This is a genomic window from Rhodovulum visakhapatnamense (assembly GCF_004365965.1).
Taxonomy (GTDB): domain Bacteria; phylum Pseudomonadota; class Alphaproteobacteria; order Rhodobacterales; family Rhodobacteraceae; genus Rhodovulum; species Rhodovulum visakhapatnamense.
Genome location: NZ_SOEB01000001.1, coordinates 144,843 through 166,878 on the forward strand (window position 1 = coordinate 144,843; position 22,036 = coordinate 166,878).

The 22,036-nt window shown below is 67.2% G+C and carries 18 protein-coding genes; 11 read left to right on the forward strand and 7 right to left on the reverse strand.

The genetic code is table 11. The features are described 5' to 3' along the window. Window position 1: 1 nt before the first annotated feature. The 4 genes from nuoN to EV657_RS00725 are packed head-to-tail and all read left to right on the forward strand — an operon-like array spanning window position 2 to window position 4,660. On the forward strand, window positions 2-1,444 hold the full coding sequence (gene nuoN, locus EV657_RS00710; RefSeq protein ID WP_075786497.1) for an NADH-quinone oxidoreductase subunit NuoN: 1,443 nt from the start codon (window positions 2-4) through the stop codon (window positions 1,442-1,444). Then, complete coding sequence (locus EV657_RS00715; RefSeq protein ID WP_075786496.1) at window positions 1,434-2,198, forward strand: biotin--[acetyl-CoA-carboxylase] ligase; 765 nt, start codon at window positions 1,434-1,436, stop codon at window positions 2,196-2,198. The genes nuoN and EV657_RS00715 overlap by 11 nt, the downstream gene beginning before the upstream one ends. Window positions 2,199-2,213: 15 nt before the next feature. Next, window positions 2,214-2,993 (forward strand): type III pantothenate kinase, encoded by a 780-nt coding sequence (locus tag EV657_RS00720; protein ID WP_113668342.1) that lies wholly within the window; start codon window positions 2,214-2,216, stop codon window positions 2,991-2,993. Next, entirely contained in the window at window positions 2,990-4,660 is a 1,671-nt protein-coding gene (locus tag EV657_RS00725) for a ribonuclease J (protein WP_134076826.1), read from the forward strand. Before EV657_RS00720 ends, EV657_RS00725 begins: the two co-directional genes overlap by 4 nt. A gap of 77 nt (window positions 4,661-4,737) precedes the next feature. Here EV657_RS00725 and EV657_RS00730 read toward each other — a convergent pair whose 3' ends face one another. Beyond that, window positions 4,738-6,285, reverse strand: a complete 1,548-nt coding sequence (locus EV657_RS00730; protein ID WP_134076827.1) for a DEAD/DEAH box helicase — start codon at window positions 6,283-6,285, stop codon at window positions 4,738-4,740. 158 nt (window positions 6,286-6,443) lie between these two features. Beyond that, the gene (locus EV657_RS00735) at window positions 6,444-7,034 is read right to left on the reverse strand and encodes an exopolysaccharide biosynthesis protein (protein ID WP_075786492.1); all 591 of its coding nucleotides are present in this window, start codon (window positions 7,032-7,034) and stop codon (window positions 6,444-6,446) included. A gap of 209 nt (window positions 7,035-7,243) precedes the next feature. Here EV657_RS00735 and EV657_RS00740 point away from each other — a divergent pair, with 209 nt between their 5' ends. The 4 genes from EV657_RS00740 to EV657_RS00755 all read left to right on the forward strand — a co-directional run bounded on the left by EV657_RS00740 (window position 7,244) and on the right by EV657_RS00755 (window position 11,273). Beyond that, entirely contained in the window at window positions 7,244-8,599 is a 1,356-nt protein-coding gene (locus EV657_RS00740) for an esterase-like activity of phytase family protein (protein ID WP_134076828.1), read from the forward strand. Window positions 8,600-8,743: 144 nt separating this feature from the next. Next, window positions 8,744-9,229, forward strand: a complete 486-nt coding sequence (locus EV657_RS00745; protein ID WP_113668346.1) for a hypothetical protein — start codon at window positions 8,744-8,746, stop codon at window positions 9,227-9,229. 324 nt (window positions 9,230-9,553) lie between these two features. After that, on the forward strand, window positions 9,554-10,543 hold the full coding sequence (locus EV657_RS00750) for a lactate/malate family dehydrogenase (RefSeq protein WP_134076829.1): 990 nt from the start codon (window positions 9,554-9,556) through the stop codon (window positions 10,541-10,543). A 394-nt stretch (window positions 10,544-10,937) separates the two neighbouring features. Then, a complete protein-coding gene (locus EV657_RS00755; RefSeq protein WP_166673613.1) occupies window positions 10,938-11,273 on the forward strand; it encodes a type II toxin-antitoxin system death-on-curing family toxin in 336 nt (111 codons plus the stop codon). Window positions 11,274-11,304: 31 nt separating this feature from the next. On the opposite strand, the gene EV657_RS00760 is transcribed toward EV657_RS00755, so the two are convergent. The 3 genes from EV657_RS00760 to EV657_RS00770 form a co-directional block, all read right to left on the reverse strand. Beyond that, window positions 11,305-12,912, reverse strand: a complete 1,608-nt coding sequence (locus tag EV657_RS00760) for a peptide chain release factor 3 (protein ID WP_134076831.1) — start codon at window positions 12,910-12,912, stop codon at window positions 11,305-11,307. A gap of 71 nt (window positions 12,913-12,983) precedes the next feature. Beyond that, entirely contained in the window at window positions 12,984-14,402 is a 1,419-nt protein-coding gene (locus EV657_RS00765) for a pentapeptide repeat-containing protein (RefSeq protein ID WP_134076832.1), read from the reverse strand. A 60-nt stretch (window positions 14,403-14,462) separates the two neighbouring features. Beyond that, window positions 14,463-15,293 carry a universal stress protein gene (locus EV657_RS00770; protein WP_166673614.1) on the reverse strand — a complete coding sequence of 277 codons (831 nt, stop codon included), beginning with the start codon at window positions 15,291-15,293 and terminating at the stop codon, window positions 14,463-14,465. 142 nt (window positions 15,294-15,435) lie between these two features. Between EV657_RS00770 and EV657_RS00775 the strand changes: the two genes are divergently transcribed. Beyond that, window positions 15,436-16,062, forward strand: a complete 627-nt coding sequence (locus EV657_RS00775; protein WP_134076834.1) for a ParA family protein — start codon at window positions 15,436-15,438, stop codon at window positions 16,060-16,062. Window positions 16,063-16,270: 208 nt separating this feature from the next. Further along, window positions 16,271-17,050, forward strand: a complete 780-nt coding sequence (locus EV657_RS00780; protein ID WP_134076835.1) for an SDR family oxidoreductase — start codon at window positions 16,271-16,273, stop codon at window positions 17,048-17,050. On the opposite strand, the gene EV657_RS00785 is transcribed toward EV657_RS00780, so the two are convergent. Together EV657_RS00785 and pepN are read right to left on the reverse strand one after the other, a co-directional pair. Beyond that, window positions 17,047-17,922 (reverse strand): lysophospholipid acyltransferase family protein, encoded by an 876-nt coding sequence (locus EV657_RS00785; RefSeq protein WP_113668354.1) that lies wholly within the window; start codon window positions 17,920-17,922, stop codon window positions 17,047-17,049. The two genes, EV657_RS00780 and EV657_RS00785, sit on opposite strands and share 4 nt — an antisense overlap. Before the next feature lie 93 nt (window positions 17,923-18,015). Next, window positions 18,016-20,583: an aminopeptidase N gene (pepN, locus tag EV657_RS00790; RefSeq protein ID WP_134076836.1), complete on the reverse strand. Its 2,568-nt coding sequence runs from the start codon at window positions 20,581-20,583 to the stop codon at window positions 18,016-18,018. Between the two features lie 97 nt (window positions 20,584-20,680). Here pepN and EV657_RS00795 point away from each other — a divergent pair, with 97 nt between their 5' ends. Continuing rightward, window positions 20,681-21,892 (forward strand): deoxyribodipyrimidine photo-lyase, encoded by a 1,212-nt coding sequence (locus EV657_RS00795; protein WP_134076837.1) that lies wholly within the window; start codon window positions 20,681-20,683, stop codon window positions 21,890-21,892. Window positions 21,893-22,036 lie beyond the last annotated feature (144 nt).

The following is a 22,036-nucleotide window of genomic DNA, read 5'->3' on the forward strand; positions in this document are numbered from 1 at the left end:
GATGATCTCTGACGATCTTTCCGTCGTCCTGCCGGAAATCATCCTTTCGGTCTACGCGATGCTGGCGCTGGTCGGGGCCGTCTATACCGGCAAGGACAGGGCGGCGCCGGTGCTGGTCTGGACCACCTCGGCGCTGATGCTGGCGCTGGCGGTCTGGATCGGGCTGACCGCGGGGCCCACCGAAACCGCCTTCGGCGGCGCGCTGATCGATGACGGCTTCGCCCGCTTCGCCAAGGTGGTGGTGCTGGCCTCGGCCGCGTTGGTGATGCTGATGAGCCAGGACTACATGCGCCGCCAGAAGACGCTGCTGTTCGAGTTCCCGGTGCTGATCACGCTGGCGGTCGTCGGCATGATGCTGATGGTCTCGGCGGGCGATCTGATGACGCTTTACATGGGGCTGGAACTGCAATCGCTGGCGCTTTACGTCGTCGCCGCGATCCGGCGCGACAACCTGAAATCGACCGAGGCCGGGCTGAAGTACTTCGTGCTGGGCGCGCTGTCTTCGGGGCTTCTGCTGTATGGCGCCTCGCTGACCTACGGCTATTCCGGCACCACGCTGTTCGCGGGCATCCTCGCCTCGATCGGTGACGGTCCGATCGGTGTGGGGCTGCTCTTCGGGCTGGTCTTCATGATCACCGGGCTGGCCTTCAAGGTCTCGGCCGTGCCCTTCCACATGTGGACGCCCGACGTCTACGAGGGTGCGCCGACGCCGGTCACCGCCTTCTTCGCGACCGCGCCCAAGATGGCCGCGATGGCGCTGTTCGCCCGGGTGCTGTTCGACGCCTTCGGGTCGGTGCCGGGCGACTGGGGGCAGGTGATCGCGGTGCTGTCACTGCTGTCGATGTTCCTCGGCGCCTTCGCCGGGATCGGCCAGCGCAACTTCAAGCGGCTGATGGCCTATTCCTCGATTGCCCATATGGGGTTTGCGCTGATGGGGCTGGTTGCGGGCACCGCGCTGGGGGTGCAGGCGATGCTGGTCTACATGGCGATCTATGTCACCATGAGCATCGGCACCTTCGCCTTCATCATGGGCATGCAGAAGGACGGCCAGCCGGTCGTCGATATCCGCAGCCTGAACATGTATGCTTCGGTCGAGCCGCTGAAGGCGCTGGCGCTGATGATGCTGCTGTTCAGCCTCGCGGGCGTGCCGCCCTTCGTGGGTTTCTTCGGGAAGTTCTACGTCATCAAGGCGGCGGTCGACGGCGGCTATGTGTGGCTGGCGGTGGCGGGCGTGATCGCCTCGGTGATCTCGGCCTTCTACTACCTGCGCATCGTCTTCTACATGTATTTCGGCGAGGAGGGCGACCGCCGCCTCGACGGAACCATGCCGCCGGTGATGTGGGGCATCATGATGGTCGCGTCCTTCGCGATGATCGTGGGGGTCATCAACCTCTTCGGTGTCGAGGGGCTGGCGCTGGCCGCGGCTCAGACCCTTGTCAACTGAGGGGCAGGGCTGGCACTGGCCGGCCGGGCATGACCTGATCCTGCTCGACGAGGTCGACAGCACCATGGCCGAGGCCCGTCGCCGCCGCGACCTGACGCGGCCGACATGGATCGTCGCCCGCCGCCAGACGGCGGGCGTCGGCCGCCGGGGCCGGGCCTGGGGCGCGCCCGAAGGAAACCTTGCCGCGACCCTGGTGCTGGCGCCGGGCTGCCCGCCCGCGACGGCCGCGCTTTATTCTTTCGTGACCTCGTTTTCGCTCTATGCGACCTGTCTGGCCTATGTCGAGGACCGCGAGGCGATCACGCTGAAATGGCCCAATGACGTGCTGCTGAACGGCGGCAAGCTGGCGGGCATCTTGCTTGAATCCGAAGGGACGATGACCGAGGTCGGGCGGCTGTCGATCGGGCTGGGGGTCAATCTCAACGCCTTGCCCGACGCCGCGGCGATCGCGCCCCGGGCCTTGATGCCGGTGACGCTGGCCGAAGAGATCGGCGATGCCGTCGACCCGCTGGAATTCCTGGCCTTCTTTGCCGAGCATTTCGCCCATCAGGACCGGTTCTTCCGCGAGGAGGGCTTCGGGCCGCTGCGGTCGGCCTGGCTGGAACGCGCCGCGCGGCTGGGCGACACGATCACCGCGCGGATGGGCGCCGAAGAGGTGTCGGGGCGGTTCCTGACCGTGGACGAGGACGGGCAGCTTGTCCTAGAGACGCCCGGCGGGCGGCGGTCTATCGCTGCTGCGGACGTGTTCTTCTGACGGGGGGGGGGCCCCATGCTTCTCTGCATCGACTGCGGCAACACCAACACGGTTTTCTCGCTCTGGGACGGTGAAAGGTTCCTCTGCACGCTCAGGACGGCGACCGAGCATACCCGCACGGCCGATCAGTACTATGTCTGGTTCTCGACCTTGCTGGCGCGCTACGGGATCGAGCCCGAGATCACCGACGCGATCATCTCGTCGACGGTGCCGCGTGTGGTGTTCAACCTGCGGGTCTTCACCGACCGGTTCTTCAACATCCGTCCCTGGGTCGTGGGCAAGCCCGAATGCCTGCTGCCGCATATGCCCCGGGTCGATCAGGGGACCAATGTCGGGCCCGACCGGCTGGTCAACACGGCGGGGGCCTTCGACCGGCACGGGGGCGATCTGATCGTGGTCGATTTCGGCACCGCCACCACCTTCGACGTGGTCGGGCGGGACGGGGCCTATCTGGGCGGCGTGATCGCGCCGGGGGTGAATCTCAGCCTCGAGGCGCTGCACATGGCGGCGGCGGCGCTGCCGCATGTGGATGTGACAAAGCCCGACCGGGTGATCGGCACGAATACGGTTGCCTGCATGCAGTCAGGTGTGTTCTGGGGCTATGTGGGGCTGGTGCGCGAGATCTGCGACAGGATCCGCACGGAATATGACCGGCCGATGCGCGTCATCGGCACCGGGGGGCTTGCGCCTCTGTTCGCGCAGGGCGATGTCCTGTTCGACCAGATCGAGGACGATCTCACCATGCACGGGCTGACCGTGATCCACGCCTATAACAAGGAAAACGGGGCGACATGAGCAAGAACAGACTGATCTACCTTCCCCTCGGCGGCGCCGGGGAAATCGGCATGAACGCCTATGTCTACGGCTACGGCGTCCCCGGGAAGGAGCGTCTGATCCTCGTGGACCTGGGCGTGACCTTTCCCAACATGGACACAAGCCCCGGCGTCGACCTGATCTTCGCCGACATCACCTGGCTCGAGGAACGTCGCGACCGGCTCGAGGCGATCTTCATCACCCATGCCCATGAGGACCATGTGGGCGCGCTGGGCCATCTCTGGCCGCGGCTCAAGGCCCCGGTCTATGCCCGGCCCTTCACCGGCACCATCGCCCGGCTGAAGATGGAGGATCAGGGTCAGGACCCCGAAACCGTGCGCTTCGTCGAGCCCTGGCCGAACCGGATCGCGGCGGGACCGTTCCAGGTGTCCTATCTGCCGGTGTCGCATTCGATCCCGGAAAGCTCGGGGCTGGTGATCGACACGCCGGTCGGCCGGATCGTCCATACCGGCGATTTCAAGCTCGACCGCACGCCCATCGTCGGCGACCCCTTCGACCCCGATCTCTGGGCCGAGGTCGCGGCGGACGGCGTCAAGGTGCTGACCTGCGATTCCACCAACGTCTTCTCGCCCAATCCGGGCCGGTCCGAAACCACGGTGGGGCCGGCGATCCGCCAGCTCGTCGAACGCGCCGAGGGCATGGTGGTTGCCACGACTTTCGCCTCGAACATCGCGCGGCTCAAGACCCTGGCCGAGGCCGGGCGCGATGCGGGGCGCTCGATCTGCATGCTGGGCCGGGCCATGCGCCGGATGATCGAGGCGGGCGTCGAAAGCGGGGTGCTGACCGATTTTCCCAAGGTCGTCAGCCCCGAAGAGGCCGCCGATCTGCCCCGCGACAAGGTGATGCTGATCGTGACCGGCAGCCAGGGCGAGAGGCGCGCCGCCTCGGCCCAGCTGTCGCGCGGCAAGTATATGGGGCTGAGCCTTGCCGCGGGCGATCTCTTCCTCTTTTCGTCCAAGACCATTCCGGGCAACGAGCGCGAGGTGATCCGCATCATCAACGCGCTGTCCGAGATGGGCGTCGATGTGGTGTCGGACGATGCCGATCTTTATCACGTCTCGGGCCATGCCAACCGGCCGGACCTGTCGCGCATCCATACGCTGATGAAACCCGAAATGGTCGTGCCGATGCATGGCGAACACCGCCACCTGCGCGAGCATGTGAAACTGGCCGCCGAGAACGGGCTGCCGGCGGTGGTGGCGGTCAACGGCACAATGCTCGATCTGGGCGGCGACCGGCCGCAGCCGGTCGAATTCATCGAGACCGGGCGGACCTATCTCGACGGGGCGGTGCAGATCGGCGCGATGGACGGGATCGTCCGCGACCGGATCCGGATGGCGCTGAACGGGCTGGTGGTCGTGACCGTGATCCTCGACGAGGAGGACGAACCGCTGGGCGAACCCTGGGTCGATCTGAACGGCCTGCCCGAGACCGGGCGGTCCCGCGCGGCGCTGTCCGAGGTGCTGGAAGAGGATCTGGATCAGTTCCTGCGCCGGGCCGACGACAGGACGCTGGCCGATGACGACAAGATCGAGGAGGCGATGCGCCGGATCGTGCGTCAGTCGGCGCAGACCGAGATCGGCAAGAAGCCCGAAGTCGTGGTGGTCATCAGCCGCCTCAGCGCCTGAGCCTCACGTCACAAGGCCGGAAAGGAAAAGGCGCCCATCGGGGCGCCTTTTTTGTCGTGTCGCCGGGGGAGGGGCGCTTATTCGGCGCTCTCTTCCACCTGATCCTCGGTCACCGGTTCGGGTTCGCTTTTCGGCTTGAAGGACCGCAGCAGGAAGGCTGGCATGTGATCGCCCATCCCCACCACGGGCTCGTCCCGATAGCCGCGGTCACGCCCGCCGCGCCGGTTGTTGTTGCCGCTCCGGCCCTGCCTGTTGCGGTCGGGGCTGTCCGGCCGCTCGTGGGTAGGAGCGTTGCGGTCCTCGCCATGCCGGTCGCCGGTCCTGTCGGACTGTCGCTCGGCGCCCCTGTCGCTGTTCCGCTCCCGGCGGTCGCCGCGCTGGGGCCGGGCGCTGCTGCGCTCTTCGGTCCGCTCCGGGTCCGAGGCGCCGGCCTCGTCGGTGTGCCGACCGCGCTTGCCGCGATCGTCGCTGCCGCCTTTCAGCGGGCTCTCGACGCGCGGGATCTGCTTTTCGACCAGCTCCTCGATGGCGGTCAGCCATTTCTCGTCATGGGGCACGCAGATGGTCAGCGCCTTGCCTTCGCGGCCCGCCCGGCCGGTGCGGCCGATCCGGTGCACGTAATCCTCGGCATGGGAAGGCACGTCGTAGTTGAACACATGGCTGACCGCGGGCACGTCCAGACCGCGCGCGGCCACGTCCGAGGCGATCAGGAACCGCAGTTTCCCTTCGCGGAAGGATTCCAGCGTCCGGGTCCGCTGCGACTGGTCGAGATCGCCATGGATCGGGGCCGCGTCATAGCCATGGGTCTTGAGCGACTTGGCGACGATGTCGACCTCGGTCTTGCGGTTGCAGAAGATGATGGCGTTCTTGCAGCCCTCGCCCTCGCGGTCGATCAGCGCGCGCAGCAGCTCGCGTTTCTCTTTGGCCTGCCGGTCCTTGCGCGAGGCGGTGTAGCAGATCACGGCCTGTTCGATGCTTTCGGCGGCGCTGGCCCGGCGGGCGACCTCGATCTTGGCCGGGGCCGACAGGAAGGTGTTGGTCACGCGCTCGATCTCGGGCGCCATCGTGGCCGAGAAGAACAGCGTCTGCCGGGTGAAGGGGGTCAGCTGGAAAATCCGCTCGATATCGGGGATGAAGCCCATGTCGAGCATCCGGTCCGCCTCGTCCACCACCATGATCTGGACGCCGGTCAGCAGCAGCTTGCCGCGTTCGAAATGGTCCAGCAGGCGGCCGGGGGTGGCGATCAGCACGTCGACGCCCTTGTCGATCAGCGCGTCCTGTTCCTTGAAGCTGACACCGCCGATCAGAAGCGCCTTCGACAGCTTGGTCTTCTTGGCATAGGTGTCGAAGTTTTCGGCGACCTGGGCCGCCAGTTCGCGGGTCGGCGCCAGCACGAGGCTGCGCGGCATCCGGGCCCGGGCCCGGCCGCGGCCGAGAAGGGTGATCATCGGCAGCACGAAGCTGGCCGTCTTGCCGGTGCCGGTCTGGGCGATGCCCAGAACGTCGCGACCTTCAAGCGCAGGCGGGATGGCCCCGGCCTGGATCGGGGTCGGCGCGGTGTAGCCCGCGTCGGAAACGGCGGAAAGAACCTTGGGGTCGAGCCCCAGTTCAGCAAAAGTCGTCATGTAAGTCCTTGGCTCAGTTGCAGCATCATGGCCGCACCTGTCGCACGCGGCCTAGACCGGCCGTATTGCCAGTCTGATCCTCATTCGCGGCTCGATAGAGGAAACTCGCGCTTTCGTCAAGTTGAACGCCCCTGTACGCCCGCCTGGGGTTTCACGGGTCAGGTGAAGACCCGCCAGATGAAGACGATTTCCGGCAAGAGCATGCAATAGGCCAGGAACGCGACCAGCCCGTCGCGGGTCGACATCGCCAGTCCCAGCATCAGCACATGCAGCGACAGAACGAAGGGCAGGCCGGGGATGAAGCCCAGAAGAAAGATCAGCCCCCCCGTCGCCATCAGGATCAGCGCGATCAGGCGCGTCGCCGGACCGCTTTCCACAAATGCCACAAGCCGCGGCGCCAGCAGCGGGCGCAGCCACAGCGCGGCCGGTTGCGCCCGCGCGACCGAGACCGCCAGCACATGGCCCGAGAGATGCACCCGGCGCAGCCGCCCGGGCAGCCAGAGCGTGGTCTGGCCGGTCATCATCCGCCCGCCGATCAGGATCATGAAGACCGCGACCACCCCGGGCAGGCCGGGCAACATCCCCACCGGCAGGATCAGGAAGGCCGAGAGCATCACCAGAAGCGGCCCGAAGCCGCGCGCGCCCAGCGTCTCGATCAGATCGGCCAGGCTGACGCGGTCGCTCGCCAGCGCCAGCGCCGCAAGGTCTTCGAGAAGGCTCGAGATGATCCAGTCGTCTGGGGCACTCATCGGCGGTCGGTCGGGTGAAGGGGGGACGGCCGGCGGGCGGCGCGGACGAAAACGGGTCTCGATGTCATGTCGCGGCGGGCGGGCGCGAATTCAAGGGGCCGGGACTGCGGCGGGGAACTTGTCATGGAATTGACACGGGGCGGAGTCGCGGCTGTTGCAGGGGCTTTGTAGGGCAACGGGCACACTCTCATCGAGATAGGGAATCAACGATGAAAAACAGTCTGTTCCTGCTTTCGGCCGCGGTCGTCGCCCTGGCCGGTCCGGCGCTGGCCGAAGAGACCTTCCCTGCGGTTCTTTCCGGCCATGCGGTGCTTCCCGCGATGACCATGGTCGCGCCGCCCGCCGATGCGCCGCGCGACGCCTGGATCTCGGGCAAGTTCACCGGGACCGGGCGGAACATGGTGCCGATGAGCGTCACGGGCGACACTGGCAAGCTGCACGGCAACCGCGCGACCGGCATCGCGCTGCCCTTCATCGGCCAGCCGCTGCAGGGCTTTTCGGGCTTCGCGATGGACCGCGCCGAGGACGGGTCGGTCTATGCGCTGACCGATAACGGCTTCGGGTCCAAGGCCAACAGCCCCGACGCGATGCTGTTCTTCCACCGCATCGCACCCGATTTCGCGACCGGCAAGGTGGACGTGAAGGAAACCGTCTTCCTGCGCGACCCCGATTTCAAGGTGCCCTTCCGCATTGCCTATGAAGGCACCGAGGGCCGCTATCTGACCGGCGCCGATTTCGACCTTGAAAGCCTTCAGCTGGTCGACGGCTCGCTCTGGATCGGCGAGGAGTTCGGCCCCTACCTGCTGAACGTCTCGCTCGACGGCGTGGTGCTGGGCGTCTACCCGACCGTGGCCGATGGCAAGGAACTGAAAGGCGCCGACAACCCCGCCGTGTCCGCGACCTCGGTGCCCGGCACGGACTGGAAATCGCAGCGCTCGGGCGGCTACGAGGGCATGGCGCTGCAGCCCGGCACGTCCAAGCTCTGGGCGATGCTGGAAAAACCGATCCTCGGCGATGACGGCAAGCCCGAGGGCGATTTCCTGCGGGTGATGGCTTTCGATACGGCATCGAAGGACTGGACCGGCGAGATGTTCAAGTTCGCCCTTGCCGAGGGCGCGACGGCCATCGGCGATTTCAACTTCATCGACGACACCCACGCGCTGGTGATCGAGCGCGACAACGGCGAGGGCGATCCCAGCCTGAAATGCGACGGCGCGCCCGCCGCCGACTGCTTCCCGGCACCCGCGCTGCACAAGTGGATCGTGCTGATCGACACGTCGGATGTGGATGCCGACGGGTTTGTCCGCCGGATCGGCCATATCGACCTGATGGACATCGCCGATCCCGACGGGGTGGCCCGGCTTGACACCGATGCGGCGCGCGATCTGACGGGCAAGTACACCTTCCCGTTCTTCACCATCGAGGACGTGATGCGGGTGGACGACACCCATATTCTGGTCGCCAACGACAACAACCTGCCGTTCTCGTCCGGCCGCAAGCTCGACGCTGCCGCCGATAACGAGGTGATGCTGCTGAGCGTGCCGGAACTGCTGTCGGCGAAGTGAGCGGCGAAAAACCTGAGGGGCGCGGCAAGCTCGCGCCCCTCGCATTCGAGGCCAGGCTCAGCCAGGACGTTGCGGAACGGCAATTGTGCGACCAGAGTCCGGCGGTAGGATCGTCATGTCCTGTGTTTGCCGGAGAAGACTGCGATGCGATTTCCGTTCCCCCCTGTCATGATCCTTTTTGTGCTCGCCGGTTGCGTCGATCACACGTCATCGGGGGCGGCGCGAGGCGACGCGAAATTTCTGTCCGGTGACGAGATCCTGACGAAGGTCATCGATCAGCCGCTCAGCACCAATGTCCCCTCTGTCTGGGTCTTCCGGTCGGATGGTGTCGAGTATTCCGTTGGCACGAAGGGGCACCACTGGGCTGCCAAGGGGCGGTGGTGGCTGGACGGCGATGTGTTGTGTTGGCAGGGCGTAAACAATCTGCTGAAGACAGGTCGAGAGTCCGGGCAAATTCTGGTCACGGAGATTACCCCCTACGGCCCACGCTGCAGCAGGGTCGTGGAAACGCCCGGGGGATTCGAAATGACGCGGACTGCAAAGGCCAGCTCCATGCAGAACTGGGGTCTGAGGAAGATCGACAGCATGCCGGCCGAACCCGCCGTCGTCGTCAGTCAGGCAGAGAACTAGGCATTTCAAAGACTTGCGGGGCCGCGCCAACAGGCGCACCGGCGGTGACCGGGCTTTGGTCGGCATCTTGTCAGTCACGACCGTTGGCAACTCTGTGCGCTTTTGCGCCATTTGCCATTTCGGCTGCCGCCGAAAGGTGATCTAGCTCGGCTCAGCTTTCGCGCGGGACTCCGGCGCCCGGCGCCGAAGCCGATGGCGGCCTGCGACCCAAGCGATGCCGGTGCAGCGGCCGCCCGGTGCGAAAGCGGCCCCCGGACGGACTGGCCCGCCACGGCGCGTGCCCGATCCGCCCGGCGGCCGTCTGGACGTTGCAAGGAGACGAAAATGCATACCAACAAGCTCGTTGTCATCGGGGCAGGGCATGTCGGGTCCTATGTCCTGGCCGATGCCATGAAGATCGGCCTCTTCGCCGAGATCGGCGTCATCGACATTCTCGAAAACGTGGCCTTCGGCGAGGCGCTCGACCAGGCGCAGGCGACGGCCTTGCCCTATATGAGCAATATCAAGGTCACCTCGGGCGGCTACGAGCAATGCGTCGATGCCGACGTGATCGTCGTGGCCGCGGGGCCAAGCGTCATTCCCGACCCCGACGATCCCAAGGCCGAACCCGACCGCACTCTTTTGACCACCACCAACTGCCAGGTGATCCGCGAGGTGATGGCGGGGATCGTCAGGCACACGACCGAGGCCATCGTCATCCTGATCACCAACCCGCTCGATACCATGGTCTACATCGCCGAGAACGAATTCGGCTATCCGCGCGGGCGGGTCTTCGGGACGGGGACGATGCTTGATTCAGCGCGGCTTCGGAAGGTCGTGGCCGACGCCTGCGGGATCGACCCGAAGTCGGTCACCGGCTTCATGATGGGCGAACATGGCAGCACCGCCTTCCCGGTCCTGAGCCATGTCAATGTCGCGGGCATCCCCTTCGCGGATCTCGGCCGCCATTTCGAGGCCTCCCACGACATCCACGACCCCGAGACGGTCAAGGCCCGGGTGATCAGCGCGGCCTATGACGTCTTTAACGGCAAGGGCTGGACCAATGCGGGCGTCGCCCAGTCGGCGGTGACCATGGCCCGCGCCGTGCTGCTGGACGAACGCAGCGTCTTTCCCGCCTGCACCACCCTGCGCGGCCAGTACGGCCATGACGGCGACGTGGCGCTCAGCATGCCCTGCGTTCTGGGGCGCGAGGGGATCGTGAAACAGCTTCCGGTCAGCCTGAATGCCTGGGAGACGGCAAAGCTTGCCGAAAGCATCGCCTTCATCCAGTCCGCGATGCGCGATGCCGGAACCGGCCCCGACAAGGCCGTCTGAGACAAGTGCAACGGGACGGGCGGTCGAAAAATCTCGGCCACTGTGTTGCGCTCGGGGCAGTCCTCTTGTCAGCGGCTCACCCCGGGCGCATATTCTACCCAGGCGCATACTATGGGCGCGAATTGGGGCGGTTCTTCAGGGGCCGCCGGATGGGTGTGGATGGCAAAGTCCTTTGAGCGGTATGTGGACAAGCAGCCCGAGAAGGGCGGTTGCGTTGTCCGGGAGGCAAGGACGGGGCGTTTTCTGTCTGTCGAGACGTCCAAAGGCAGCTCGAAGGTCAGGCCCGCTACCGAGGCCGTAATTCGCGATGCTTCCGCGCGGCGAAACGATGCGCTGAAGAGGTTGGCTGATCGGTAAGAGACATTACCGACTGAGTCTTGGCGATGCACTGACCGTGCATGACGAAGCTCTGCGGTATGGCGGGTGCGATGGCATTGTCAGTCTTGATAGGATCGAGTCCGCTATATCTCGGTCATATTCAGGGTATCATCGCAGCATATGGCGAAAGGCAGCGGCACTGACGCAAGCCATGGTCGGAAATCATCGCTTTGTCGACGGCAACAAGCGAACGGCCCTGCTGCTGGTAGAGACGCTGATCGAGCGTAGCGGCTCCTATCGCGTCCTGTCCGGACAAGACCGGTTCGACGCTCTCATCGTTGGGGTGGCGTCCGGCGAGATCGGTTTTGACGCCCTCGTCGTTTGGTTTGAGGAGCGCGTCGCGCGCCGGTGACCGTGCTTGACACCCGCGGCGACGCGTCCGTTCAAACCTGCATTTCCTTGGTTGCCGACAGGGTCAGCTCGGGATGGTCGCGCACCACGCGGTCGATGTCCCATTGCAGCCGGGTCATGTAGACCACGTCACCGTCATTGTCGGTCGCCATGTGCTGCTTGTTCTTCTGCACGAAGCTCTCGACCGCCGTCTTCTCGCCATGGACCCAGCGGGCCGAGGTGAATTGCGACGGCTCGAACCGCACCGGCAGGCCGTATTCCTGCTCGATCCGGCTGGCCAGAACCTCGAATTGCAGCGCGCCGACGACACCCACGATGAAGCCCGAGCCCACCATCGGCTTGAAGACCTTGGCCGCGCCCTCTTCGGCAAACTGCATCAGGGCCTTGTCCAGATGCTTGGCCTTCATCGGGTCGCCCGCCCGGCAGTTCTTCAGCAGCTCCGGCGCGAAGGACGGAATGCCGGTGACCTTCAGCGCCTCGCCCTCGGTCAGCGTGTCGCCGATGCGCAATTGCCCGTGGTTCGGGATGCCGATGATGTCGCCCGCCCAGGCCTCTTCGGCCAGCTCGCGGTCGGCGGCCAGGAACAGCACCGGGCTCGACACCGTGATCGGCTTCTTGGACCGCACATGGGTCAGCTTCATGCCGCGCTGGAAATGGCCCGAGGCCAGGCGCACGAAGGCCACCCGGTCGCGGTGCTTGGGGTCCATGTTGGCCTGCACCTTGAAGACGAAGCCCGACACGACCGGTTCCTCGGGCGCGATCTGGCGCGGTTCGGCCGCCTGGATCTGCGGCTCGGGGCCATAGGTGGCGATGCCGTCCATCAGCTCCTTCACCCCGAACGAGTTGATCGCCGAGCCGAACCAGATCGGCGTCATGTGCCCTTCCAGCACCGCCTGCGGGTCGAGCGGGGGCAGAAGCTCCTTCGCCATCTCGACTTCCTCGATCAGCTTCTCGCGCAGATCCTGGGGCACATGCTCGGCCAGCTTCGGATCGTCGAGCCCCTCGATCCTGATCGACTCGGCCACCTTGTTGCGGTCGGCCCGGTCCATCAGTTCCAGCCGGTTCCGCAGCATGTCGTAGCAGCCGAGGAAATCGCGCCCGACCCCGATCGGCCAGGAGGCGGGCGTGACATGGATCGCCAGCATCTCCTGGATCTCGTCGATGATCTCGAAGGTGTCGCGGCTTTCGCGGTCCATCTTGTTACAGAAGGTCAGGATCGGCAGATCGCGCAGCCGGCAGACCTCGAACAGCTTCCGGGTCTGGCTTTCCACCCCCTTGGCGCCGTCGATCACCATCACCGCGGCATCGACCGCGGTCAGGGTGCGGTAGGTGTCCTCGGAAAAGTCGCTGTGGCCGGGCGTGTCGACCAGATTGAAGCGGAACTCGCGATAGTCGAAGGACATCGCCGAGGCCGAGACGGAAATGCCCCGGTCCTGCTCCATCTTCATGAAGTCCGACCGTGTCCGCCGCGCCTCGCCCTTGGCGCGCACCTGTCCCGCCATTTGGATCGCGCCGCCGTACAGCAGGAACTTCTCGGTCAGCGTGGTCTTGCCCGCATCGGGGTGCGAGATGATGGCAAAGGTGCGCCTCCGGGCAATTTCCGGCGGCAGGGCGGGGCGGTTCGACGGGGCATCCAGCATGGCCGCGGATATAGGTCAGGCGCAGGTCCCGCGCAATCGCCATCGGTGCGGCGTTCAGGGGTAGAAGAGGGTCAGACCGGGGGCAGACCCGGCAGGATCGCCCCGAGCTTGTGCATCAGCGGTTGCAGGTAATGGACGATGATCTGAGCCATCTGCGGGGCCGACTTGCCGGTCAGGGTCGCGACGATGGCAAGGTCCCCCGCATGAAGCCGGGTTCGCGCAACAACCTGCTGTGCGCGCCAGTAAAGCCGCGCGCTCAGCGCGCCAAGCTCGACAGCCTCACGCTGAACGGCCCGCTCCAGTTTCTCGTTCTCCTCGGGCCCGAAGGCCTTGATCTTCAGCGCATTCAGTTTCTCATCGACGGCGCGGAATTCGCCAAGCGCTTCGGCGACGGACGCGGTCGTGGCATCTGCGGTGGCAATCGCGCCTTCAAGGCGGTCGAGGATCTCGGTCGCTTCTTCTTTCGTGAAGGTGCGGGCAAGGTCCGCGTTTTCCTTCGTCAGCGCGGCCTCATGCGTTTGGGGCAGGCAATGGCGCAGGAAATCGTCATGCTGGTCCAGAAACATGCCGAGCTGGGCTTTCAGCCGTTCCGAGAAGGCCGAGGCGACGATGGGATCGACAAGGTCCCCGCGCAGGCCTGCGGCAAGAAAGACCAGACGATGCGGATTGCCGTTGTCATTGGCCGCAAGATGTCTGGCATAGTCTCGCAGGTCGGCGCGCATGTCGTGGCCCAGCTTGTTCGAAAGGCTTGCGGCGAGGCTACGGGCATTTTCGATCAACGCTTCGGCACGCTGGACGCAGCCGGGACCGAATATGGCGCCGTCCAGTGCCTGACCGGGCGGCGTGATCGCCTCCACGCCGGTTTCCGTGATCTCGAAATCCAAGGCGCTGGCGCGGACCAGTGGAACGGTCAGGGCAAGGTCGATCTTGTCTTCTGTGTCTTCCGAGTCCGGCGGTTCCGGATCGGGCCAATGCGCCGGATGATGCAGCCCCTCGGGCAGGATCGTGCCGGTATCGCCGAGCATGGTATCGCACTGCGCTTGCGTCAGGGCAAGGGTCTGTGACAAATCCGTATACTCGGGTGTGCTGACATCGTTTGTGCGCACACCCGAGTATACGGTTCGAACATCCGCCCCCCCGAGGTCCGCCCCCCCGAGGTCCGCCCCCCCGAGGTCCGCCCCCTTGAGGTTCGCCCCCCTGAGGTTCGCCCCCCCGAGGTCCGCCCCCACTAGGTTCGCCCCCTCGAGGTTCGCCCCCCCGAGGTCCGCCCCCTTGAGGTTCGCCCCCCTGAGGTTCGCCCCCCCGAGGTCCGCCCCCACTAGGTTCGCTAGCCAAAGCGGAATACGGCTGAAAACCAGTTTGCCTGCGTTCTGGAACGCCCTCCGGAAATCCATCCCGGACAGATCAGGAACTAACTCCTCCCGCTTCTGCCGCGCGTTCCACGCCTCGACGCCTTCCAGCAGCCACTCCAGATGTTGGGGATTGCCCATCGCCCGTCTCCTCCGCCCAAGCAAAGCCTAGATCGGCCCCGCCCAGGCGTAAAGCGGGCGCTACCGCGCGACCAGCAGGTCGCAGGGCGGGGCGCGCATCAGGTCATTGGCCAGCGAGCCCAGGATCGAGGGCGCGGCGCCCGCGCGGCCATGGGCGCCAAGGACCAGAAGGTCGGGGCGACGGGCCTCGATCTCGGCGTTCAGCACCAGATGGGCGGCGCCCTCGACGAGGGCGACATCGGCCAGCCGGGCGGGCAGGTCGTTCTGCGCGCGCCACTCGGCCAGGCGCATCTCGGCGCTGCGGCGGAAGGGGGCGATGGCGATGGAACTGCCATGGGGCGCGATGAAGCCGCGATAGGGGATGTGCAGCGCGTGCACGCCGTGGATCGCGGCCCCGGGCGCCAGCCGCGCGGCGATCTGCAGTGCGGCGGTCGAGGCCGGGGCAAAGTCGAGCGCGGCCATCAGCGTGGCATAGTCGTGATCGACCGGGTCCCGCACCAGCAGAACCGGGCGCGAGATGTGGCGGACGATCCGCTCCATCGTGGTTTCGCGCAGCAGGTCGAGGAAGGGCCGGTCGCGATGCAGGCCCAGCACGACCAGCGCGGCGTCGGTCTCATCGGCCAGCCGGGGGATCGCGCTGCTGGGATCGCCGGTCACGATGCGGGTGGCGTGCCGGACCTCGGCCGCCTGCGGGATCGCGGCGGCAAAGCGGGTCAGCCGGGTGGCGGCGGCTTCGGCCATCGGGCGAGCCACGTCCTCGGGCAGCTCGCTGTCGATGACCGTCGCCAACAGGACGTCGGCGCCCATCGCGCGGGCCAGCCGGAAGGCGCGGTTCACGGCGCGGTCGGCGCGCGGGCTGAGATCGGTGGCAACCAGGATCGTGGCGGTCATCTTGTCCTCCCTTGGGTGTGTCCCGGTCAGGTCGGGGCGGCAGGCACGGCTTTCAAGGGCGACATGGTGTCGGTTACGTATATACATTGCCTAGCAGGGGCGAACGGGTATGGTAGGGCGGTCGAAGACAAGAGGGGTGGGGATGAAGACGGTGCTGATCGCCAATCGCAAGGGCGGCTGCGGCAAGACGACGATCGCGGTGACGCTGGCTGCGGCACTGGCCGATGGCGGCTGGAAAGTGGCCCTGGCCGATGCGGACCCGCAGAAATCTGCCCTGCGCTGGCTCAAGCGCCGCCCCGCGGGCGTGCCCGAGATCCGTTCGCTGGACTGGTCGGCCGAGATCGGCGCGGGCAAGGGCGGCAAGGGCACCGACTGGGTGATCGTCGATGCGCCCGGGGCGATCTATGACGATGCTGCTGCCGGTCTGGTGGCCGAGGCGCGCGCTGTGGTGGTGCCGGTGATGCCGTCCTTCTTCGACGAGGATTCGACGCGGCGGTTCCTGAAGGAGATCGCCGAGCTGAAACGGATCCGGAAGGGCAAGGTGGGCGTCGAACTGGTCGCGAACCGGGTCCGCCCGCGCGGCCGCGACGGGGACCGGATCCGGGCGTTGGCCGATCAGGTCGGGCAGGCGCCGGTGGCCGAAATCTCGGACCGGGTGGCCTATGGCGATCTGGCCGAGCAGGGCTTGACGGTCTTCGACAAGCCGCAGCGCGCCTATGCGGCACTCCGCGCGCAATGGACCCCGCTGCTGGCGGCCCTGACGGCGTGATCGGGGGCGGCACTCACCCTCCGGTCATCCCCCAATTCTTCGCAGAAGAATTGCGTATCGGAAGGCCCCGAAACGAAAATTCGCGAATTTTCGGGCGCTGACCTGTGCGTTCCGCGCCAGGGTGCAACGCTTTTTGGCCCCCGCTCCGGGCTTTTCCATAGCGCCATCGGCTGCTAATCCGGGGCGACGGGCGACAGGGAGCACCGCAATGGATCTGGGACTGAAAGGCAAACGGGCGCTGGTCTGCGCCGCGTCGAAAGGGCTTGGTCGGGGCTGCGCCGAGGCGCTGGCGGCCGCAGGGGCCGACCTTGTGATCAATGCCCGGGGCGCCGAGGCGCTTCTGGCTGCCGCCGAAGATATCCGGCAGCGGTACGGCGTGACGGTCACCCCGGTCGCGGCCGATATCGTTTCGGAAGACGGGCGCGCCACGGTGCTGGAGGCAGCCGGTCCGGTCGACATCCTTGTGACCAATGCCGGCGGCCCGCCGCCCGGGCTCTGGTCGGACTGGGAGCGCGCCGATTTCATCGCGGCGCTCGATGCCAACATGCTGACGCCCATCGCGCTGATGAAGGCGCTGCTGCCCGGGATGATCGACCGGGGCTGGGGCAGGGTCGTCAACATCACCAGCCAGTCGGTCAAGGCGCCGATCCCGGTGCTGGGACTGTCGAATTCGGCCCGGGCCGGGCTGACCGGCTATGTCGCGGGCACTGCACGGCAGGTGGCGCCCTTTGGGGTGACGATCAACAACCTGCTTCCGGGGATCCATGCCACCGACCGGGCTGATGCGCTCGACCGCGACGTGGCCGAGGCCGACGGCATCAGCCTCGAAGAGGCGCGGGCCCGGCGCGCGGCGACGATTCCGGCGCGTCGCTACGGCACGCCCGCCGAATTCGGTGCCGCCTGTGCGTTCCTGTGCTCGACCCAGGCGGGGTTCATCGTCGGCCAGAATATCCTGCTTGACGGCGGCGCCACCAATTCCGTGCTCTAGCCCAGCGCGGTCGATTTCACCCAGCTCGGCCGGCGCGAATTCTGCACCAGGCTCACCCGCGGCGCATAGCGCCCGCCGAGCGCAAGCGTCGCCGCGCGCAGCATCTCGATCCCGTCTTCCGACCGAACCGGCAGCGCGCCCGGCGCGATCGGTTCGCCCACCGTCATCCGATAGGGCTGACGCTCCTTGTTGAGGGTCTCGTGAAAGAGCGTGATATCCCTCAGCGTCGGGTGGATCAGATCGAACAGATAGAACAGCACCGAGTTCCGGGCGCGGATATTGATCGGGATCACCGGCAGGTCGAACTTGCGCGCGATCATCGCCGCCGAGGGCATCCAGGGCCGTTCGTGCAGCGACAGCCCGCGCCGCTTGGCCAGCCGTCCCGACGGAAAGATCACCGCCAGTCGCCCCTTCTCGATGGCCTTGCGGGTATAGGCCATGGTCTCGCGGGTCTTGGCATGGCTGCGCTTTTCCTCGCGCCACTCGACCGGCGCGATGATCTCTTCCATCTGCGGCAGCACCCGCAGGATGTCGCGGTTGGCGTAGAAAAAGAGATCGGGGCGGCGCTGGCGCAGAAGGCTCCACAGCATCACCCCGTCGGCGATGCCGGTCGGGTGGTTCGCCACGATCATCGCCGGGCCCGTGGCCGGGATGTTCTCGATCCCGGTGCCGCGCAGGTCGCGCGCCAGCAGCCGGGCCATTTCGTCCATGATCACATGCGAGGGATGGTCCTGCAGGACCTCGCCCAGGGCGACGGTCCGGTCATAGCCCAGCACCCCGTTCAGCAGCCGCCGGGACGGCGCGCTCCAGGGATGGTCGGCGAATAGCCAGGGGGCCCGTTCCTCGATAAGCGGATCTATTCTTTCTTGCATGCGCCTTGTCACCACACCCGAATGACGCTTCCGTGACACCAGAGCCGATTCCGGCGGCTCCGGTCAAAGCAATTCCCCGGCCTCGCGCGGGCCTCAGGCGGCGATCCGCCCGGCGGCCAGCAGCCGGCCCACCATCTCGCCCATGTCCCGGCTCAAACCCTCGCGGGCGGCGATCCGTTCCAGCGCGGCCTGCGCTTTTTCGCGGCGGCCCTCGTCATAGCGCGCCCAGGTCTCGAAGGCGGTCGACATCCGGGCCGCCGTCTGCGGGTTGACCGCATCGAGCCGGATCAGCCAGTCCGCGACCAGGTCGTAGCCCGCGCCCGAGGCGTCGTGAAAGCCCGCGGCATTGGCCGAAAAGCCGCCGATCACCGCGCGGAACCGGTTGGGGTTCTTCCAGGTGAAATCGGCGTGCTCGGTCAGAGCGCGGGTCACCGCCACCGCGCGCTCGGGCGCCGCCAGCGTCGCCTGCAGCCCGAACCATTTGTCCATCACCAGCCGGTCATGGCCCCAGCGCCGGGCGAAGCGATCAAGCGCCTCGTCCGCGCCGCCGGTTTCCAGAAGCACGCTCAGCGCGCCGATCTCGTCGGTCATGTTGTCGGCGGCCGAGAAATGCGCCTGCGCCCGGGCGCCGCCGTCAAGCCGCGCCATGTAGCCAAGTGCCGCGAGCCTCAGCGCGCGCCGCCCGGCATCGGCCGCCCCGGGGCTGTAGGGGCCGGGGCAGGCCATCTGCGCGTAAAGCCCGGCCCAGAGCGGGTCCAGATGGCGGGCGACCGCGGTCTTGGCGCGTTCGCGCGCGGCATGGATCGCCAGCGGGTCGGGCACGGCGCCGCGGTCTGCCAGCGCCTCGGCCAGTTCGTCCTCGCCCGGCAGCCTCAGCGCCAGCGCCCGGAAGGCCGGGTCGAGCGCCTCGTCGCGCACGACGGCGGCCAGCGCATCAAGCCAGGCCGGCGCAGGCGCCGCGTCCTCGGTCACCATCGCGATCAGCACTTCGCGCGCGAGCGACCGCCCGGCCTCCCATTTGTTGAACGGGTCGGTGTCATGCGCCAGCAGGAAGGCACGTTCCTCGGGCGTGCTGTCGCGTTCGAGGATCACCGGCGCCGAGAAGCCGCGCAAGAGCGAGGGCACGGGTTTCGCCGCAAGCCCCTCGAAGACGGCCTCCTGCCGCGCCTCGGTCAGTTCGATCACGGTCGTCGGCAATACCTCGTCGCCATTGGGCGACAGCAGCCCCAGAGCCAGCGGAATGACTTGCGGCAGCTTTTCATCCTGTCCCGGCGTGGGAGGCGTTTTCTGTTCCAGATGAAGGGTGTAGGTGCCGTCCTTGAAGTCCTCAGTGACCTTCACGCGGGGCGTTCCGGCCTGCGAATACCAGCGCTTGAACCGGGTCAGCTCGCGCCCCGTCGCCTCCTCGAAGACCTGCAGCCAGTCCTCGATTGTGCAGGCCTGCCCGTCATGGCGCGCAAAGTAGAGATCGAGCGCCTTGGCATAGCCCTCGGGCCCCACCAGACGGCGCAGCATGCCGATCACCTCGGCGCCCTTCTCATAGACGGTTGCGGTGTAGAAGTTATTGATCTCGGCATAGCTTTCGGGCCGCACCGGGTGTGCCAGCGGGCCGTTATCCTCGCGGAACTGGCGCGCGCGCAGCGTCATCACATCCTCGATCCGCTTGACCGCGGCCGACCGCATGTCGGCCGAGAACTGCGAGTCGCGGAAGACCGTCAGCCCCTCTTTCAGCGACAGCTGGAACCAGTCGCGGCAGGTGATCCGGTCGCCGGTCCAGTTGTGGAAATACTCATGCGCGATGATCCGCTCGATATTCTCGTAATCGCGGTCGGTCGCGGTCTCGGGGCTGGCCAGCACATAGCGCGAGTTGAAGACGTTCAGCCCCTTGTTCTCCATCGCGCCCATGTTGAAATCGTCGACCGCGACGATGTTGAAGACGTCCAGATCATAGGCCCGGCCATAGACCTCTTCGTCCCATTTCATCGACCGGATCAGGCTGTCGAGCGCATAATCGGCCTTGCCCTGATCGGCGGGACGCACCCAGACATTCAGCGCGACCTCGCGCCCTTCCGAGGTGGTGAAGCGGTCCGAGGTTGCCACCAGCTCGCCCGCGACCAGCGCGAACAGATAGCTGGGCTTGGGCCAGGGGTCGTTCCATTCGGCCCAGCCCGCGCCCTGGGCCACCGGGTTGCCGTTCGACAGCAGGACCGGCAGATCGCCGTCGATCCGTACCCGGAACGGTGCCATCACATCGGGGCGGTCGGGATAGAAGGTGATCTTGCGGAACCCTTCGGCCTCGCATTGCGTGCAATACATGCCGTTCGACATGTAAAGCCCTTCCAGTGCTGTATTTTCCGCCGGTGCGATCTCGACCTCGGCCTCCCAGGTGAAGGGCGCCTCGGGCACCGGACAGCTCAGCCCCTCGGGCGTGATCTCGGGGGTGACGGGGGTGCCGTCGATCGCGGCCGAGATCAGCGTCAGATCCTCGCCATGCAGGAAGAAGCGCCGGTCGCGGGCCGCCGGGTTGGGGCGGAAGGCGATCTTCGCGCGGACCCGCGTCGCGGTCGGATGCAGGTGGACGTTCAACTCGACCTGGTCCACCAGAAAACCGAAAGGGGTGTAGTCCTTCAGGAACACGGGCTGCGGCGCGGCGTCTGTCATCTGTCTCTCCAATTCGGACCTCCCAGACCTATACCCCTGAGGGCCAAGCGCAAGATGCCCGTGGCAGGGGTCCGGGTGTTCGATTTATGTTCCGGTCATGGAGGTGACGATTCTCTGGCTTCGGCGCGATCTGCGCCTCGAGGATCAGCCGGCGCTGGCGCGGGCCGCGGCGGGCGAGGGCGCCGTGCTGCCGCTTTACATCGTCGATCCGGCGGTCTGGGCCGCGCCCGAGGCCTCGGCCCGGCACTGGCGTTTCGTGGCCGAGGGGCTTGCCGCGCTGTCCGACGCACTGGCCGCCCGGGGCGCCGCCCTGCAAATCGAGGCCGGGCCGCCCGCCCGGGTGCTGGCGCGCTGCGCGGCGCGCTGGCCGGTGACGCGTGTGCTGACGCTGGATGACGGCACGGGCCGTGACGCCGCGCCTTGGGCGCGGGGGACCGGCATCGCCTTCGAGGACGTCCGTGCGTCGCGCGGGGCCGCGTCGCCGCCGCCCGGGGCGCTTCGCGGGCTCGACGGGCTGGTCCCCGCCGCGATCCCCGAGGCGCGCGATCTGGGGCTTGGTTTCGATCCCTGTCCGGGACGGCCGCGCGGCGGCCGGGCCGAGGCCGAGCGGGCTCTGGAGGCGGCCTTGGCCGATCCGGCCTCGGAGGGCACGCTGTCGGCGCATCTGGCCTGGGGCACGCTTTCGGCGGCCGAGGTGTCGCGCGCGGCACGGGCCGCGGGCGCGGGGCCGCTGACGGCCGGGCTTGCCCGGCGGGCACGTCTGATGCGCGCCTCGAGCGGACGCGCCGACACGCCCCGGCCGCCGGACCATGCCGCCCGCCTCGCTGCCTGGGAGAAGGGCGAGACCGGGCTGCCCGCGGTCGATGCGCCGATGCGGGCGCTTCGCCATTCCGGCCTGCTCGATCCGTCCTGGCTGGGCCTGCTGGCCTCGGCCGGGATCGGGCTCCTGGGCCTCGATCCGGAGGATTGCGGGCGGGTGCTGGCGCGGCTTTGCCTCGATTACCACCCCGTGCTCCATCGGGCGCGGATGCGGGCGGCGGCGGCCCGGCCCTGCGATCCGCTGCGGCAGGCGCGCGATCTCGATCCCGAGGGCGCGATGCTGGGCGCCTGGCTGCCCGAACTGGCCGACCTGCCCGCGCCCGCGCGCCATGCGCCCTGGACCTGGAGAGGACCGTTGCCGCGGCCCGGGCGGCGCTATCCGGCGCCGGTGATCGACATCGCGACCGACCCCGCGCGGCCCGTTCGTCCCGCGCCCGCACGGGCGCGGCGACGCCCGGCCGACCGGCGGCAACTGGCATTCGATCTCTAGGCCCGCGCCGGGGGCCGAGATGCACAGCGCCTGTGCAGATCCGGCCGCGCCGAACCGGACAGGCCCGGGAAATAAGCGGAATCGCGTGAAAATGTGCGTCCGCAGGGCGTCATGCCGCAGCATCGCCGCGCCCCGGCCCCGGCT